Source organism: Peribacillus sp. NPDC097198, assembly GCF_044762055.1.
Classification (GTDB): Bacteria; Bacillota; Bacilli; order Bacillales; family DSM-1321; genus Peribacillus.
Map to the genome: position 1 here is coordinate 275,278 of NZ_JBIWDO010000006.1, position 16,445 is coordinate 291,722.

Annotated in this window: 19 protein-coding genes; 5 read left to right on the top strand and 14 right to left on the bottom strand. The window is 40.2% G+C overall.

The features are described from left to right. Nucleotide 1 precedes the first annotated feature (1 nt). The 9 genes from ACIQXQ_RS13255 to ACIQXQ_RS13295 form a co-directional block, all read right to left on the bottom strand. Nucleotides 2-1,360 (bottom strand): MmgE/PrpD family protein, encoded by a 1,359-nt coding sequence (locus ACIQXQ_RS13255; protein ID WP_402957999.1) that lies wholly within the window; start codon nt 1,358-1,360, stop codon nt 2-4. Then, nucleotides 1,350-2,519, bottom strand: coding sequence for an MFS transporter (locus ACIQXQ_RS13260; protein WP_402958001.1), 1,170 nt, complete (start codon nt 2,517-2,519; stop codon nt 1,350-1,352). Before ACIQXQ_RS13260 ends, ACIQXQ_RS13255 begins: the two co-directional genes overlap by 11 nt. An 82-nt stretch (nt 2,520-2,601) precedes the next feature. Then, nucleotides 2,602-4,497 carry a TRAP transporter permease gene (locus ACIQXQ_RS13265; protein WP_402958003.1) on the bottom strand — a complete coding sequence of 632 codons (1,896 nt, stop codon included), beginning with the start codon at nt 4,495-4,497 and terminating at the stop codon, nt 2,602-2,604. Nucleotides 4,498-4,516: 19 nt separating this feature from the next. Then, nucleotides 4,517-5,512, bottom strand: a complete 996-nt coding sequence (locus ACIQXQ_RS13270) for a TAXI family TRAP transporter solute-binding subunit (protein WP_402958005.1) — start codon at nt 5,510-5,512, stop codon at nt 4,517-4,519. A 34-nt stretch (nt 5,513-5,546) separates the two neighbouring features. Continuing rightward, nucleotides 5,547-6,308 (bottom strand): enoyl-CoA hydratase/isomerase family protein, encoded by a 762-nt coding sequence (locus tag ACIQXQ_RS13275; protein WP_402958007.1) that lies wholly within the window; start codon nt 6,306-6,308, stop codon nt 5,547-5,549. 190 nt (nt 6,309-6,498) lie between these two features. Next, the gene (locus ACIQXQ_RS13280) at nt 6,499-8,391 is read right to left on the bottom strand and encodes a sigma 54-interacting transcriptional regulator (protein WP_402958008.1); all 1,893 of its coding nucleotides are present in this window, start codon (nt 8,389-8,391) and stop codon (nt 6,499-6,501) included. A 193-nt stretch (nt 8,392-8,584) separates the two neighbouring features. Further along, nucleotides 8,585-8,746, bottom strand: a complete 162-nt coding sequence (locus ACIQXQ_RS13285) for a YvrJ family protein (RefSeq protein WP_402873704.1) — start codon at nt 8,744-8,746, stop codon at nt 8,585-8,587. Nucleotides 8,747-8,934: 188 nt separating this feature from the next. Next, entirely contained in the window at nt 8,935-9,153 is a 219-nt protein-coding gene (locus tag ACIQXQ_RS13290) for a DUF2922 domain-containing protein (protein WP_402958011.1), read from the bottom strand. A 36-nt stretch (nt 9,154-9,189) separates the two neighbouring features. Further along, nucleotides 9,190-9,408 (bottom strand): DUF1659 domain-containing protein, encoded by a 219-nt coding sequence (locus ACIQXQ_RS13295; RefSeq protein WP_402873680.1) that lies wholly within the window; start codon nt 9,406-9,408, stop codon nt 9,190-9,192. Nucleotides 9,409-9,617: 209 nt separating this feature from the next. On the opposite strand from ACIQXQ_RS13295, the gene ACIQXQ_RS13300 reads away from it, so the two are divergent. Beyond that, complete coding sequence (locus ACIQXQ_RS13300) at nt 9,618-10,010, top strand: thiol-disulfide oxidoreductase DCC family protein (RefSeq protein ID WP_402958013.1); 393 nt, start codon at nt 9,618-9,620, stop codon at nt 10,008-10,010. A 98-nt stretch (nt 10,011-10,108) separates the two neighbouring features. Beyond that, a complete protein-coding gene (locus ACIQXQ_RS13305; protein ID WP_402958015.1) occupies nt 10,109-10,528 on the top strand; it encodes a hypothetical protein in 420 nt (139 codons plus the stop codon). 94 nt (nt 10,529-10,622) lie between these two features. Here ACIQXQ_RS13305 and ACIQXQ_RS13310 read toward each other — a convergent pair whose 3' ends face one another. Beyond that, entirely contained in the window at nt 10,623-11,129 is a 507-nt protein-coding gene (locus ACIQXQ_RS13310) for a hypothetical protein (RefSeq protein ID WP_402958017.1), read from the bottom strand. A gap of 191 nt (nt 11,130-11,320) precedes the next feature. Here ACIQXQ_RS13310 and ACIQXQ_RS13315 point away from each other — a divergent pair, with 191 nt between their 5' ends. The 3 genes from ACIQXQ_RS13315 to ACIQXQ_RS13325 all read left to right on the top strand — a co-directional run bounded on the left by ACIQXQ_RS13315 (nt 11,321) and on the right by ACIQXQ_RS13325 (nt 14,029). Further along, complete coding sequence (locus tag ACIQXQ_RS13315; RefSeq protein WP_402958019.1) at nt 11,321-11,971, top strand: DUF4247 domain-containing protein; 651 nt, start codon at nt 11,321-11,323, stop codon at nt 11,969-11,971. 17 nt (nt 11,972-11,988) lie between these two features. Next, nucleotides 11,989-12,402: a DUF350 domain-containing protein gene (locus ACIQXQ_RS13320; protein WP_402958021.1), complete on the top strand. Its 414-nt coding sequence runs from the start codon at nt 11,989-11,991 to the stop codon at nt 12,400-12,402. Nucleotides 12,403-12,481: 79 nt separating this feature from the next. Beyond that, nucleotides 12,482-14,029 (top strand): polyamine aminopropyltransferase, encoded by a 1,548-nt coding sequence (locus ACIQXQ_RS13325; RefSeq protein WP_402958023.1) that lies wholly within the window; start codon nt 12,482-12,484, stop codon nt 14,027-14,029. A gap of 507 nt (nt 14,030-14,536) precedes the next feature. Here ACIQXQ_RS13325 and ACIQXQ_RS13330 read toward each other — a convergent pair. From ACIQXQ_RS13330 to ACIQXQ_RS13345, 4 genes are all read right to left on the bottom strand, one after another. After that, complete coding sequence (locus tag ACIQXQ_RS13330) at nt 14,537-14,755, bottom strand: DUF2922 domain-containing protein (protein WP_402873683.1); 219 nt, start codon at nt 14,753-14,755, stop codon at nt 14,537-14,539. A 36-nt stretch (nt 14,756-14,791) separates the two neighbouring features. Then, nucleotides 14,792-15,010: a DUF1659 domain-containing protein gene (locus tag ACIQXQ_RS13335; RefSeq protein ID WP_402873680.1), complete on the bottom strand. Its 219-nt coding sequence runs from the start codon at nt 15,008-15,010 to the stop codon at nt 14,792-14,794. 241 nt (nt 15,011-15,251) lie between these two features. After that, nucleotides 15,252-15,788, bottom strand: a complete 537-nt coding sequence (locus tag ACIQXQ_RS13340; protein WP_402873677.1) for a PadR family transcriptional regulator — start codon at nt 15,786-15,788, stop codon at nt 15,252-15,254. 103 nt (nt 15,789-15,891) lie between these two features. Next, entirely contained in the window at nt 15,892-16,395 is a 504-nt protein-coding gene (locus ACIQXQ_RS13345; protein WP_402873675.1) for a hypothetical protein, read from the bottom strand. Between the last annotated feature and the right edge of the window lie 50 nt (nt 16,396-16,445).

The following is a 16,445-nucleotide window of genomic DNA, read 5'->3' on the forward strand; positions in this document are numbered from 1 at the left end:
CCTAAATTTGATAAAAAACATCCGTGTTTTTTTCACTACTAAGTCCCTTTAAGAAAACTTGGCTCGGTTTCACACCTATAATCGGGTTACAATTGGACGTGAATTTCGTTTGGAGTTGTTCTGTAGTTAATGGTTTGGAAGGTTCACCTAACGGATTATCGATAAAGTGACTCCATTCCTCTCCATTATTCATCACCATATCTACTTTTGCTGCGCGATACTCCGGATACAGCTCATTTGCCTTTTCATCCACGTACACATCAATTTTTTTCGCTAATTCCCAAACCTCTTCAGGTGCATGGGATGGTTGGAATAAATCCACATGCAATTCATCATGTAGACAAGCCAAAGCAACTGCATAGGGCATGCTCATTTGTGCATCCAATAGATTCGTGCATTCTTTATGATGGTGCATCGCGGCAATTTCATTTACCCCGATTTTAATGGCTCGAATTTCTTGAACATCGATTGAAAATATTTTCTTCATTTCATTTATCACATCAATCGCCACATGTAAGTGCCGACAACATGGATATGGCTTGAAATAAATATTGAAAATTTCATATTGGGTTCCTAGATTTGCAAATAACCGTTCATTATTTATGTCCCCGGCGAATGCTTCAAAGAATCCGTTGGTCCCTTCCAAAACATTGGTTGGACCTGTTAGACCATGAAGACTTAATAAGGCTGCGTGTATACCATCTCTTGCTGCTTGTCCGGGGTGGATCCGTTTCACTTCAGAACCCGTTCCTAAAAAAGCAAAGAGGCCACCCGCAAAGCTACCAGCGATTCCGAAAGCATTTTGGATCTCCTCCACGTCCATTTTATGCAAATAGCATACAGCAGCCGTTGCGCCAAAAATTCCGGTAATCGGCGTATTATGAAAACCCCGTTTACGAGAATTGGGGTGTATCGCGGCGGAAATTCTCAAACAAACTTCATAACCAATGACAATGGCTTTTATTAGTTCATCCTTTTCTGACTGGAGGCTTTCCGCAATCGCCAGTACGGCCGGGATGATGGGTGCAGCGGGATGAACCGACCCTTGTGTATGGCCATCATCAAAGTCCAAGCAATGTGCACTCGTTCCATTGATAAAAGCGGCATTTGCTGGGGAAAGCCTATGCTTTGAACCAATGACGTTACTTGTCCCCGTCCCTTCGCTTTCTATTAAATAATGTAATACCCTCTTACTTGTTTCTGTTTGAGATCCCGTTATGGCTGCGCAAAAATAATCCGTTAAAATATGATGCACTTGTTTTTTTACCGTTTGGTCTAGTTGGACTGGATGAAAATCATGAATGAACTTTGCAAATTCATGTGTAACTTGTACAGGTGTTCCGACTATACTATTTGACATCTTGTACCTCCTTTTCGATTGTAGCTTGTTTTTCCTGAATACCCTTGGCCGATAGGCAACCGATTCCTAATAAGAGTGCCTTAAAAATAAAAATCGACCCAAGACCGATTAATGTGCTTAAGTTAGCGAAAAGAAAGGGGAGTATTGTTTGTGATAAACGATTAGCCGCCAACCGAATACCCAACACTTCTCCCGTTTGGTTTACTGGCGCTAAATTATACGTGAGTATAATCGTCAGTGGCTGTGTCACACCTAAACCAGCTCCTATAATAAAGACGATAAGAAATAAGGCGGCAAAACTACTCGTAAACGTCACACACGCATACCCAACTGCCCCAATGAGCATAAAAAGCCATAACGTTTTAACGCGCCCAAATAAAGTGATGAGCTTTCCTATAAAAATCCTTGCAAGCATATTAGCACCAGCCATTACTGATAGTAAAATGCCAATCCGGGAAGCTGTGAACCCTATACTTTCTGCATATAAAGGAAAGTACACATAAAACAAATCCAAGGCCGAGAGCACCAGCATTCCAGCGATAATCGTTTTTCTCAAGTGGACTTGACCAATAAGTTGTGTCACGCCCAGATTGTTGTCTTTAGCTTTCTTTGTTTCTTTCTTTTTCGTCGTTTGAATGCCTAATGTCGCTATAAAACTAACAATCGGTGCACAGGCAAGCACGATAAAGGCCATTAGATAGCCAAAATAATCTGTAGTGAATCCACCGACAAATGGACCAATGAACATGCCTGTCGAAGTAAATAAACTAAAGGTCCCGACTGCCCTATCACGATTCCTGCTTGGAACGGCACTGGCCACCCCATTTTGCAAGGCAACAATCGTTAAGATCTGACTGGTCCCTAATAAGAACTGAGATACAAAGAGCATACCGATGCTTTGAAATAAAACGGGTAACAATGCTGAAACGCCAATCCCTAAAGCCCCTATCAAAATGGGTATTTTTTCTCCATATTGATCAATGAATCTTCCGATCTTAATGGCTATCAATAAAGGGCCAACCGAATAACACATCGTGATTAAACTGATCTGGAACATCGTCGCATCTAAAGAGCTCGCATATAAAGAGGTTAATGGACGTATTCCAAAAACTGCGATGAATACAAAAATAGCCGCGATATATAAAGAATAAAGCTTCATACACATCATCCAAACCTAACGTCATTTAAAAAAAGAGGAGTAAATACTTTCATATTCACTCACACCCTTTAATAAAATCTATTTATTTTGTTAATTCCAAGTTTGTATCAACAGCCTCGACCGGATTATTCCTTGTCGTGTAAATAAGGGCTAACAAACCAACAAGGAGACCCAGGCCAATAATATCCGTAAGCATTCCTGCCGATATCAGTAATACGGCTGTGATAAAAGCCAATACCCGTTCATACCAGAATAGTTTTCGCTTCAACCAGCCAACCATGGCCATTGCTAATACGAAAACGCCTATACAGGCCATTAATATGGTCCACATTATGGCCGATACTTTCCCTTGTGCTAACAATTCCGGACCGTATATGAACATATAGGGAATCAAGAATGCAACAAGTCCAATCTTTGCAGAAGTTATACTGGTTTTCAGTGGATGACTATTGGCGATTCCCGCCGCTGTGAAGGATGCAAGGGCTACTGGTGGTGTGATTGGTGCTAGACAAGAGAAGTAGAATACAAACATATGGGCGAATATCGGTTCGATTCCCAAATTGATTAGTGCTGGTGCCGTTAACACACCAAGTAAAATGTATGCTGCTGTCGGGGGAAGCCCCATTCCCATGATGATACACGCTACCATCGTTACAACTAGCGTTAAGATAATCGAGGTACTACCAACGTTCACCATTAGTGTAGTCAATGTTACGCCCACACCTGTTAAGTTAACGACCCCAACAACAATACCCGCTGTAGCACAGGCAACGGTTGTTAGAACCATCCCTTTTGCTCCATCAAGTAATGCATCTATGAAGAAACCCCACTTCACTTGTTTGAAGTAGAATGCGATATAGGACACGACTAATGCGACAATTGACCAGAATGCCGAAAACATCGGTGAGGCTTGAACAAATACAAGCATGTATATAAGGAAAACTAAACCAATATACAAATGGAATCCTGCTAAAAACGTTTCTTTCAAGTTAGGTAAATCCGCTTTCGAAAGGCCTCGTAAGTTTTCCTTTGCAGCTTCCAAATCGACATAGAAGTAAATGGATAAATAATATAAAAGGGCCGGTATGATGGCAGCAATGATGATCTCTGAATATGGAATCCCAGTCATTTCTGCCATAACGAAGGCGCCAGCGCCCATGATTGGTGGCATCATTGAACCACCTGTTGAAGCTACTGCCTCTATTGAAGCAGCTACTTTTGGTTTATAACCAATTTTTTTCATTAACGGGATGGTAAATTGTCCTGTCGATGACACGTTGGCTACCGGACTACCTGAAACCGTCCCCATTAATGCACTCGATACAACCGCTACTTTTGCTGGGCCCCCACGATAACGACCCCCGAAAAAGTAAGCCAAATCGATAAATACCTTACCAGCACCCGTTGCATTCAAGAACGCACCGAAAATGATGAATAGGGCAATAAATGTTGCCGCAATCCCTAAAGTGCTTCCCCATAATCCTTCACTTGAAAGGAATATTAATGACATGAATCGATTGGTCGACATGTTCGAAGACTCAAAAACACTCGGGAAAAACGAACCAAAATATGAATAGAAAATGAAGGCTGTGCCGATTAACGCTAAAATTAACCCAGCCACACGTCGAGTTGCTTCAAGTACTAAAATGATAGTCACCGCACCAAAGAAAACATCTAATGCATTTGGCGCACCTACACGAAACAAAAGCGTTTCATATGTAGAGAATATATAAATCCCTGAACTAACCGATAACGCAACGGCAATAAAATCGAGTATCCGCCAAGATTTTGGTAGTTTAATGGGGTACATTAAAAATACTAATATTAGAATTAAGTATAGGTGGAGACTTCGTTGTAACATGGGCGTTAGTAAACCGAACCCTCCCGTATACAACTGGAAAATCGATAAGACAATGGCCGTGATGAAAATAATTTTCTTCACTAAATGGTGTTGTGGTTTTTGAGGTTCATGCTCCATGTTTTTTCCCCCTTTTTAATTACTTCATAGCTCCACTTTCTTCAAAATATTGTTTCGCACCTGGATGCATCTCAATGACGTTTTGCACGGCACTTTCCATACTTACTTCTTTCATAGAGCTATGTGCAAGCTGGATTTCTTCTATATTTTCAAAGAATCCTTTTACAAAGTTATACACTGCTTCATCTGGTATATCGTTACGTGTAACAATTTGGGTATTGATGGCCAAAGTCCTTACATCATTTTCTACCTCTTTATACGTACCACCTGGCAATACATAAGGAAAAATGGATGGGTTTTCTTCAAATATTTTTTCACTTTCTTCTTCTGTGAAGCCAACAATATCTATGTCCCGTGTACTCCCTAGCTCTTGCACGGCTGATGCCGGCGCTCCTGCCCAAACAAATGTCGCATCTACTTGGTTATCCCTCATTCCTTCAATGGCATCTGCAAAGGACAGATACTTTTGCTTGACCCCCTCGTCATAAGGCAACCCCAAAACTTCCAGAACCTCTTTACTTTTCAGTTCCGAACCACTACCAGGCGCACCCACAGCCACACGTTTTCCTTTCAGATCATTAAATGTTTTAATATTGGAATCCTTTAAAACAACCAATGTAAGGGGCTGCTCGTATAGGCTTATTACACCGCGTAATACGTCCGAACGGGCATTTCCTTCGAATTCATGTGTTCCATTATAAGCAGCTAAAGCACTATCCCCACCTACAAGTGCGAAATTCACCTCATTGCGGTCCAATAATCGAACATTTTCAACAGAACCACCTGAAGCCTGATTCGTAATGAAAATCCCCTTTGCATTATTGTTTAGATTTTGTGAGATGGCCGCGCCAATTGCATAGAATGAACCACTTGTACCGGCTGTTGTCATCGTTACTTTGTAATCCCCATTTTCATTTTTTTTGACTACCCCATTACTTGCAGAAACGTTACAAGCCGATAAAATGATGACAACCATGAACAGCCAGACGAAGCGCGAATACTTTCGAATTCTCATAAATGAATCCCTCCTTTATTTGTTGATCTATCCATTAATTCCGTTGAGCAAAGAAAGTTTGTAGACGCTTCAAGTGATCTTCATTCCCACGCAAAAGTGTTTGATGCATATTTTCGAGTGTCATGATTTTTTCGATTTGATCATTACTTTGTTGGTTGATTAATGATTTTGATACGATAAAAGAATCAACGGGACCTTCAATTAATTGTTGCGCCATTTCTATTGCGTACTCCATTCCCGCTCCTTCTTCTACAACTTCATTGATGAGTCCTTCTCCTAATGCCTCCATAGCCGTTAGGCTCGCACCATCCATGAACCACTTTTTTGCTTTCTTCTCTCCAATAATGTTCGGTAGATAATAATGTAACCCTAAATCTGGAATAAGACCTAAATTCTTAAAGGCCAATATGAATTTCACATTCTTCTCCGCTATTGATAAGTCCGTTGCTAACGCTAGGCTCATTCCCGCTCCGGCGGCTACCCCATTCACCATGCTAATGACAAGCTTCTCGCAATTACGGATGAGCATAATGATATGTTTAGAGAGTTCCATATTTCTTCGAATACTTTCGGCATCATAAGGCTTTTGCATGGCTTTCACGTCACCACCTGCACAAAAAGCCTTGCCAGAACCGGTCAGGATAATGACTTTTATATCTTGATCGAATTGTAAGGATTGTAATTCTGTAAATAAATCCTGCTTCAGCTCATATGATAGCGCATTCATTTTCTTCGGCTCATTTAATGTAATGACACGGATTTGACCATATGATACGGTGCTAATACTACTTTGCAACTTGTAATCTCCCCCTTCCTATTAACTTAATAAGCAAAATCCATGCCAAATATAAAATGGCTTAAATTCTAACAAATTGCCGACGAACCTGTTCATTATTTAAACACTCCTATAAAAACGTTCATTTCGTAAACATACGCGTAAGATTACTCCAAAAAAATACAAAGCGGAAGGAACCCACTTTGATTTTTTATATTTCCGATATTCTCTTCCACAATGTTGTTCGGCTAATCCCTAATAATTCGGCTACAACCTTTTTATTATCGTTATGTTCTTCTAACATTTTCATTATCACTTGCTTATTAATTTCATCTAACGTTCCTGCTCGAACGATTAGTTCATCTCCCTGGGATTCCAGTTTCTGTCCCTCACCCATCTCTTTCAAAATATCTTCTATGAAATATTTTTCTTTTTTTACATTTTTCGAATAGAGGATATACCGCTCTACGACATTTTCGAGTTGCCGTACATTTCCTGGCCAACTATAATTCTTGAAGAAATATTGGATAGGTATGGATAAATCAGAAAATCGAATCGATTGATTTAGCTTTTGAAAATGTTGATCCACAAGTAATGGGATATCTAATCCCCGTTCTCTAAGGGGTGGGACGTCTAAATGTAATATGCTAAGCCTAAAATAGAGATCTAATCGAAACTCGCCTTTATCCACCATTTCCCATAGGTTTTTGTTCGTGGCTGCAATCACTCGAATATCAATCGGAATGACCCCTTCTCCACCAAGTCTCATAACCTCTTTCTCCTGAAGGACACGTAATAACCTGGTTTGGATATGCGTCGGGATTTCCCCAATCTCATCTAGAAAGATCGTGCCCTCATGTGCTAATTCAAATACACCTTGACGGCCACCCTTACTTGCACCAGTGAATGCCCCTTCCGTGTAGCCAAATAATTCACTCTCTAATAAATTTTCAGGCAAGGCTGCACAATTTATGGCGACAAAAGGACCTTTGTTTCGGCTACTTTCGTTATGTATACTTTGGGCAAAAAGTTCCTTTCCGGTTCCACTCTCTCCTATTATAAGAACGGTGGACTCCGTCTTTGCATACTCCTTTGCCAAGTCAATGACTTCCTCCATCATTGGATCTTCATGAATGATTTCATCAAATGTGAATTTGGCTGTATGACCCTTTACATGTAAATCCCGTCGGATTTTCTGTTCTAACTTTTGAATTTTACTAACCTCTCTGCAATTCACAAAGGTTCCAATCTTCGTATACCCGACAATCACAGGACTGTATGATACATTAAGGGTTCCTAACGTAAAGTTCCCACCCTCAATGTGTTTACTGCTTTTCAATAAAATATTCTTTAACTCCACCAATGAAATTTGTTCCTTACTTTTCCCTATATAGTCTGTCCTGCTCACATTGAAAATCTTTTCAGCCGCAGCGTTCATCGACTCAATGATGCCTTCCTCATTCAAAAAAATGATGCCTTCTTCCGAAACATTGATTACAGCATTTAACCGTTCTGCCTCTTCCTTGATCATGACGCGATCCCTTGCTACTTGATCGGCTAGAACCAATGCCCGTCTAATAGTACGGGGGTTGGGCGGCAAGTACATACTTTTCATCCCATAGCTCGATGCAATATTGGCTGACCGCACGCCACCTCCTACAATCACATCCATTCCATCCTCTTTCGCTTGTTTTATTTGTTCGATCAATTGACGATCTGAATGATAAGGATAAAAAGAGACCTCGAAACCTAGAATCTTAGTCACTTCTTCAAAGTTAAATAAAAATCCTTCCTCTGGAAAAGTAATGAAACAAATTCGATCCCCCAGCTTCTTTGCTTCGATAAATCCTTGAAGTAAATCGAGATGCTCCGAATCTGAATATACAATGGGAAGGTCGATTACTTCCCTTACTTTCGCCGCTGTGCCCGCCCGACTAATGACTACTTCATATGTATCAGTTTGCACCAATCGTTTTACTTCCTGTGCCGCTTCATCTAAAATTCCTTCCACAATGGTTATATCCAGCCTTAATTCATCTGCAAGTTCTCGAATCAGTATAGCCATTTCAGGGTAGCCAGCAGTCATAATCATTTTATGTCCCAAACCGTTCACCTCACAAAAAATTCAAAAATTTCTTTTTTTAATTGTAAATGGATTGCTAGCATAATAAAACCTAAACGGGAAAAATAAACAAAAAAGTTATCAATAAACAGTTATAAAGTAGCACGTATCCAATCGATTAACCCGAATTGCATAATAAAAACACCGTGAATGCAATCATCCACGGTGTTTCCCTTCATCCTTTGAATTGACTTTGGAATCCTTCTCGCAAGCGTTCTGGCAGCTCGACAATGGTTTCGTTCAATGTATCCAGCTTTGTTTCGATCCGGTGAAGCAAGTACAAGGTTACAATGATGGGAAACCCGATATCGCTGACAAACGGTAGGATTTGGTCCACTTTTATTCACCTGCCTTGAGTAGTTTTAATCAAAAAGGACAGGCTCACCGCTTCCGGACTTGTCCTTCAAGATGAGCCTGCCTCGGAATGGAGTTGAATCACCAAGAATTCAACCACATTAGAAAATAATTCGACCATTATGGGCATTAATTCAACCGTTAAGACGGATAATTCGACCGTTACTAATTTTAAAGCACTTCAACGTCCTCGACATTACGCTCGACCACGCGTGCTCCCTTGATGCTAACGAAATCTCCTGATGAGGTGATGAAAACATTTTGCGCGATGATTTGCTGCATTGCTTGTTTCACTTGATTCACGTCCACCGGTTCCTTTGGATTATCCACAGAAATCGTCGACGACTTTCCTTCTTCTGTTACAAAGATCATTTCCAATACTTTAGCCATATCTGTCACCTCCCTCTTTTTTTGACATCACACTACTTACCCGATGATGGCGTTCGTATCGACGCGGTTCACTTCACCCATCGGATAATTCTGCACACTCGCAATGGCCTTGGCTGTTGCCGATAATTGATCGACCAATGCATCCGTTTTAATGTTAGAAAAGGACTTACGTTTAAAAACGATCTCCCCTTTTTCATTGAGGCCCGTTTCAAAATCCAATCGTAACGTTGTCGATAATTTGATTTGGTTTGCCATGTCGCTCACCCCCTTTCATACTCTATATAAACTTTTTAGCGGGAAAAGTAGCATGGCGGGTAAAACTTTTTCATAAAATGCGTAAATATGGAATAAATCATGTAAAATAAAAGAAAGAACATCGAAAACCAAAGACGTTTCCATCACAGTAATGTGGGTAGAGAAAGGATGAGGCATTCTCTACACGTCTCTTTTGAGGAGGAAAGTTCATGAATCCTGTCATCTTATTTGATGGTGAATGTAACTTTTGCGATTCGAGTGTCCAATTCATCATAAAGCGCGATCCGAAGGGGCTGTTTCGTTTTGCTTCCCTTCAAAGTCCAACTGGACAAGAGTTTCAGAAAAAGTATCAGGTTCCCGGGAATATCGATAGCATCGTCTTGCTTGAGAATGGCAAGGCCTACTATAAATCGGCTGCAGCACTAAGGATATGTAGCCATTTGAAAGGCGCTTGGAAGCTGTTTTATGGCTTGGTCATTGTCCCACGTTTCATTCGGAACACCGCTTATGATTTCATTGCCAAAAACCGTTATAAATGGTTCGGGAAAAAGGAAGAAAGCTGCATGTTGCCTTCACCAAGTATCAGGAAGCGTTTCTTATAAATGAAAAAAAAGACGAAAAGCAAAGGTGCTTTTTCGTCTTTTTTATATATTCAATGATTTCCCACAAAAATAATAGTTCCTTGAAGGAGTGATTTCCCTTGTATCCACAAACAGTATTAGAAATTATAGGGTCTACTATTTTTGTAGTTATGCTGTATGCCACTGCCTTATTATTGCCACAAAAGATCAGGAAATTGAGTTTACTAATGGCCTCTTCCATTACCGTATTCGTGCTTGCATTCTTTGTTATTCGCCCCTATTGGGTTGATTATCAAGTATCCAAGAAGACTGAACAACTCAACCACTATCTTGAGGACAAATATCCGAATCAAAGATGGCAATTCAGTAGGGACATTGGGAGAAACTATAATCCGTATCACGTAAATGTAGAATTTGAAAACGAAAAAGGGTGGACGTATTCGTATTCCTTGAGCAATGAGTTGTGCCAAGGCTCTTGGTCGCCACCAGAAGGAAAAAGCCCCAGTGAAGGGAAACATTTCGAGAAGAGTTGTGATTAGGCCGCCTCTTGTCAGTAAATGATTTCAGACTTTATCTTGTACTTTTTGCACAAAGTCAAGCCAGCCACATTCTATTAAACGTAAAGAAACCTACTTACTCAAACTTAATATCTTCCCAAATAAAACGAGGGTTAAATTCATGCGGGTCCAGGTCCGTTTCTTTGTACGTAATCGGCTTTTCATTTGGCATCGTAACGGTTAGTTTCCTTTTATCTTCGCTCAATTTCAAAGTGAAAAGGGTAGTGCGATTTCGATTTTCTTCATTATATAAGATACCCGTGATTGTGGAACCAGTCGGATTCACGATTTCAAAATGCCTAAGTGGATCAATCTCGTTTTTTGTGATTCTCTGAAGGGTATACGTACTGATTTCATCCCTCATGATAATAAGGTACGTGTCATTCGATACCCAATAATTGTACAATTGGCTACCAAAATACTTAGGGGTCTTATAAGAAGGCACATCACTCGTTTCCACTAAGTCTTTCCCCTCTTTTGTTTCTTGCACTTGGAACTTTCCTTCTTGAATGGCTGGTTCTTCACATGCAACAAGGCTACCTATCATCAGCCATCCAATCATTACTCTTTTACACCTATGCACATCTGTATCCCCCTATTCCATTTCTCAACGGGTGTCTTTTTTATCTATTGATTATAATTTCTCTCTCCTTCATTTACCATAAAAAGGAACTAATTCGTAAAACGATCCCTACATCTTCCCATTTATTATTTTTTACAATTTTTCACTAAAATATACTATTATATTAAAGACAACAATCAAGGAGGAAAGTCATGAAGAAAATGGCCGTCATACTTACTTCGTTATCCGTATTTTTAGCTTCTTGTGGAAATTCCTTTATTTCTTCTCAATATCAAGAAATTGATACGATTGAAAATGACTTAGGGGATCATGGAACGGTTTATCAGGCTTATAGTAAAAGTGTTTCAGAGGTTGCTAGTGAGATCCGGACGGACACAGAACCCGATCATGCTTCAGTAAGCAGTGAGGAAGAGATGTTTCTCCTCTATCCAGAAGACTCAACAGATGAAGTCATACATATTATGAAAGATGAACTAAACCCAGCTAATACGATCATTGAAGTCGTCGAAGAGGATTTTGCCGAAAATAGCTATGACTTTCCTCTTATGGAAACACTCGGCGTTTTAAGTGTGGCTACCACTTTGTATGGCTGGAATCAAGTAGACTCGAAAACATTAAAGAAACGGCTGGGCTATAAGGGTTATGTTAACGCGTTTAGAAATCATAACTCCACTAGTATCCCCACTAATTCTTTGATGGAGGATGAAGAGGGAGACGAATCCGGATCTTCATACACGGGTAGCGGTTATAGAGGGACAGGCAATGTGAAAAAATCATCAGATCCGGACAGCATTCGAAATGGTGATGTTGTACGTGGTGGCGGTCCGGGGACCGGGAAATGACAAGGAGGATATAAGAAATGTTTGAAAACATTATAGACGTACAGGAAGTGTTACTAACAATCTATTACTTTTTGGTATTGGGTGTAGTATCCATTGTTTGTATGTGGATTTTCGAAAAAATCACACCGTACAATGATTTTGAACTGATCAGAAACGGGAACAGTGCGGTCGCTATTCAGTTTGCGGGGAAAATCTTGGGTATCACCTATATCATGAGTACTGCCGTTGACACAAATAATTCCTTACTGGGTGCCGCAATATGGGGCATCATCGGCTTTATCTTGATGATGATCGGTTATTTTATATTTGAGATCGCTACACCGAAATTAGATGTGAGAAAAGAGATTGAAAAAGGGAAAGTATCGGTTGGAATCATTGCAGCCGCTATATCCCTCGCTATCGCCTTTATCATTTCAGGTGCCATTTCATAAGACGGACTAACATGAAGAATCTGAGTTCTTTCAGGTTCTTTTTTGATGGATCATTATAGATTGTGAAGGAGAGAACAGTATGTCAGAAAGAGCAAGCCACATTCAAAAAAGAAGAATCTTCACGTCTTCCGGGATTGTTTCTATATGTGGGATTGTGTACCAGGTACTATATGGAGCCGCTGGTGGCTATCTTTTCGGGGATTCCACATTATTCTATTGTTTAACCATTGGCTTGTTTTTGAGCGGGATGGGCATTGGGGCCATGCATAGCGGTAAATTCCATCGCCACTTGATGTCCAAATTCGTGATAACGGAATATTTGATTGCCTTAATCGGTGGTTTCTCCATCTTCTCTGTTTTTTACATACAAGCAAATTTCGGGGATGGGACATCCAAGGTCTTTTTATTTGCCATCATCATTATCACCGGTTATCTTACAGGATTGGAAGTGCCCCTACTTATTCGGAAATCCGAAGAAATTGATGCCGACTTAAAGGAATCGACTGCTAATGTACTGGGATGGGACTATGTTGGTAGTCTATTGGGGACCGTGGCTTTTGCTTTTTGGCTAAAACCGATGCTGGGACTGATCAAGACCGGATTTTTTATCGCTTTTATCAATATCATCGTGGCCCTCTGGATAAGCTTTGCATTTAAAAAAGAGATTCAACAAACGTATATCAGACTGACGGGGATCTTATTAACCATCGTGATTGGCTTAGGTTTTTTATATGGGGAACAGTATGCCCATACATTGGAGCAGAAACTTTATAGAGACCCCATCGTTTTTTCCAAAGATACGAAATACCAGAAGATTATCATGACGAAAGATACAGGAGATTTACGTTTATACCAAAATGGACAGCTTCAGTTCGCTGAATCAGATGAACATCGATACCACGAAGCGCTGGTTCATATTCCAATGTCGCTTTCCGACAAGAATACGAATGTACTGGTCCTTGGTGGTGGTGATGGGTTGGCGACAAGGGAATTATTGAAGTATAAAGAGATTCAAAACATTACCCTGGTAGACTTGGATCCTGAAATGACGACCCTTTCCAAAGAGAACCCACTTTTGACGAAGTTGAATCAAAACTCCTTTCACTCTAAAAAAGTTCATATTATTAATGAAGATGCCTTTAGTTATTTGAAGAATGCCGATGACGTATATGATGTCATCCTTGTAGATTTACCTGATCCGAATAACGAGTCCTTGAATAAACTCTATACGTGGGAATTCTATAGCTTAGTTAGGAACCACCTGACACCAACTGGCTTTACTTCTATTCAATCGACTTCCCCTGTATTTGCTACAGCGGCTTTCTGGACGATCAGTAACACCGTGAAATCGACAGGGTTATATGTGGATAATTATCATTTAGATATTCCTTCGTTTGGTAATTGGGGTTTCACATTAGCCTCCAGGGAAAAGTTTGATATTGAAACTGCTGAACTAAAAGTGGAAACTACCTATCTTGCGGATGAAATGATTCCATCTCTCTTTTACTTCGGCAAAGATGAAGATCAAGATATAACCATCAAGGGTAAGCATTTTGAGATCCCCGTTAATTCATTAAATAGACCCGACCTTCTCGACTTATATGAAAGAGCTTGGGATTATTATTAACAACAAGAAAGTTGAAACTTTTCCTCACTCTTTCCGTACTATCTATTATAAATTATTTACAGAGGAGGTATTTTATTGGATAGGCCTAAGTCGGTAAATAAATCCAGTCTTGTTCTTCCTGTTTTCTTTGGAATGGGAATAGGTGGGGTATTTGGGTTAGTTGCTTATGTTAAAGACTGGCTCTGATTAAAAATGAGCGAGACGGAAAGCAGATTATACCTTCCGTCTTTTTACTGCTAGGACGTGGACTATCGCCATAAATGGTTGGCAGTCGAGCTCAATTGCAGTGATATATCTCACTTTTAACCTTAATCAAGCTGTTACACTTTGGATTGTGTTAGGAAATAGAGCATGTACGAACAAAAAGCTCATCTTTGAAGGACCATCCCTTCAAAAATGAGCTTAATTCGACCATTGTGGCGATTAATTCAACCGTTATAGGCATTAATTCGACCGTTACGACCAATAATTCGACCGTCAGAAGAGATAATTCAACCGTTACTGATTTTAATGCACTTCAACGTCCTCGACATTACGCTCGACCACGCGTGCTCCCTTGATGCTAACGAAATCTCCTGATGAGGTGATGAAAACATTTTGCGCGATGATTTGCTGCATCGCTTGCTTAACTTGATTCACGTCCACCGGTTCCTTTGGATTATCCACAGAAATCGTCGACGACTTTCCTTCTTCGGTTACGAAGATCATTTCCAATGCTTTAGCCATACCTGTCACCTCCCTTGTTTTCCGACATTACATCTCTTACCCGATGATAGCGTTCGTATCGACGCGGTTCACTTCACCCATCGGATAATTCTGCACACTCGCAATGGCCTTGGCTGTCGCCGATAATTGATCGACCAATGCATCCGTTTTAATGTTAGAAAAGGACTTACGTTTAAAAACGATCTCCCCTTTTTCATTGAGGCCCGTTTCAAAATCCAATCGTAAAGTTGTCGATAATTTGATTTGGTTTGCCATGTCGCTCACCCCCTTTCATACTCTATATAAACTTTTTCGCGGGAAAAGTAGCATCGCAGTGGAAATATATTTTAGAAAATCTCAATAAAAAAGGAGACAGCATTTACACTGTCTCCACTAGAAATCACCTATGATTATCCTGATAGAACTTACTTACCATTCAACCTTTATGTCTTGCATGGGTAGATTATTTTTTCAAAACTAAAGCATCATGCTTTCAAAGCGTGAGCTGTTCATGAAGTCATGCCCGTTCTTTTATGCGTGCTCTAAGTTCTTCCAGCCATTCGGCGTTGTGCTGCGCCCGACTGTGTGCATGCTCCTGAATAAACTTAACTCCCCAATAGTTCTCAGCATTTTCATCAATTTCGTGGCTGAAGCTTGTGTAGGTTTCCCAAGTCTTACGCTGTTTTTCAATTTTCTCCTCTAATATCGTGAGCACTTTCTCTACCTTCACGTGCTTGATATAGGAAAGGGCAATATACATTTCATTTATTTCAGTGGCCTTTTCAAACGTTTGGTAAATCCGCTTGTTTAATTCTTCTCGTCCCGGATCTGTAATTTGATAGACATGCTTGTCTGGCCTGTTCTCTTCCTTAATGGTTTCCACAGCACGGATAAACCCCATATCCGCTAACTTATCAAAATGATAATATAATTTACTTTCGCTTATCCCCGTAAATTTATCAATAGGAATTGGTTCGGATAATTGCTTTTTCAACTTATATGGATAACTATTCTCTTCAGCCAATTTCCCTAAGATATAAATCTGAATCGACACGTCAAAACTCCCCTTCAGTCGTCACTTGTCTATAGTTTAACAAATTTACGCTATATATTCTGTAGGGATTTCGACTTTCACTTTTCAGATCGTCAGAAACGGCTTATTCCTCAAATCCCCATTCGTAAGTAGGATTAAATTCGTTAGGCTCCATCACGGTTTGTTTGTAAGTAACAGGAGGCTCATCCGGCATGGTAATCGTCAGTTTCGTATGGTCGTCGTTAAGTTTTAGTGTGAACGTAGTCGTCCGATTCCGATGTTCTTCATTATAAAGTACACCTGTCATGGTATTGTCAATGGGTTTGACTATTTCAAAATGTCGTACCTCTTCATAATCATCTCTCGTTATCCTTTGCATGGTATAGGTACTGATGGGGTCCCTTAAAATGAGAAGATAGGTTCCTTCTGATATCCACCCTCCATATAAGTGTCTTCCATTATATTTATAGGCTTCATACAAAGGTTCATCGTTCCCCGTTTTGGCATCCCCGACTTCTTTTTCTGCATGTACCGCTTCCTTATCGTCATTGAATGGTTGTTGGTCCTCACATGCAGCAAGGAGACTTATACCAAGGAATCCCATCATGATTTTTTTGAACGCTGACAATAGCACACCCTCCTATCGGGTCATTTCAAATAGTATTCGTAATGGTAGAG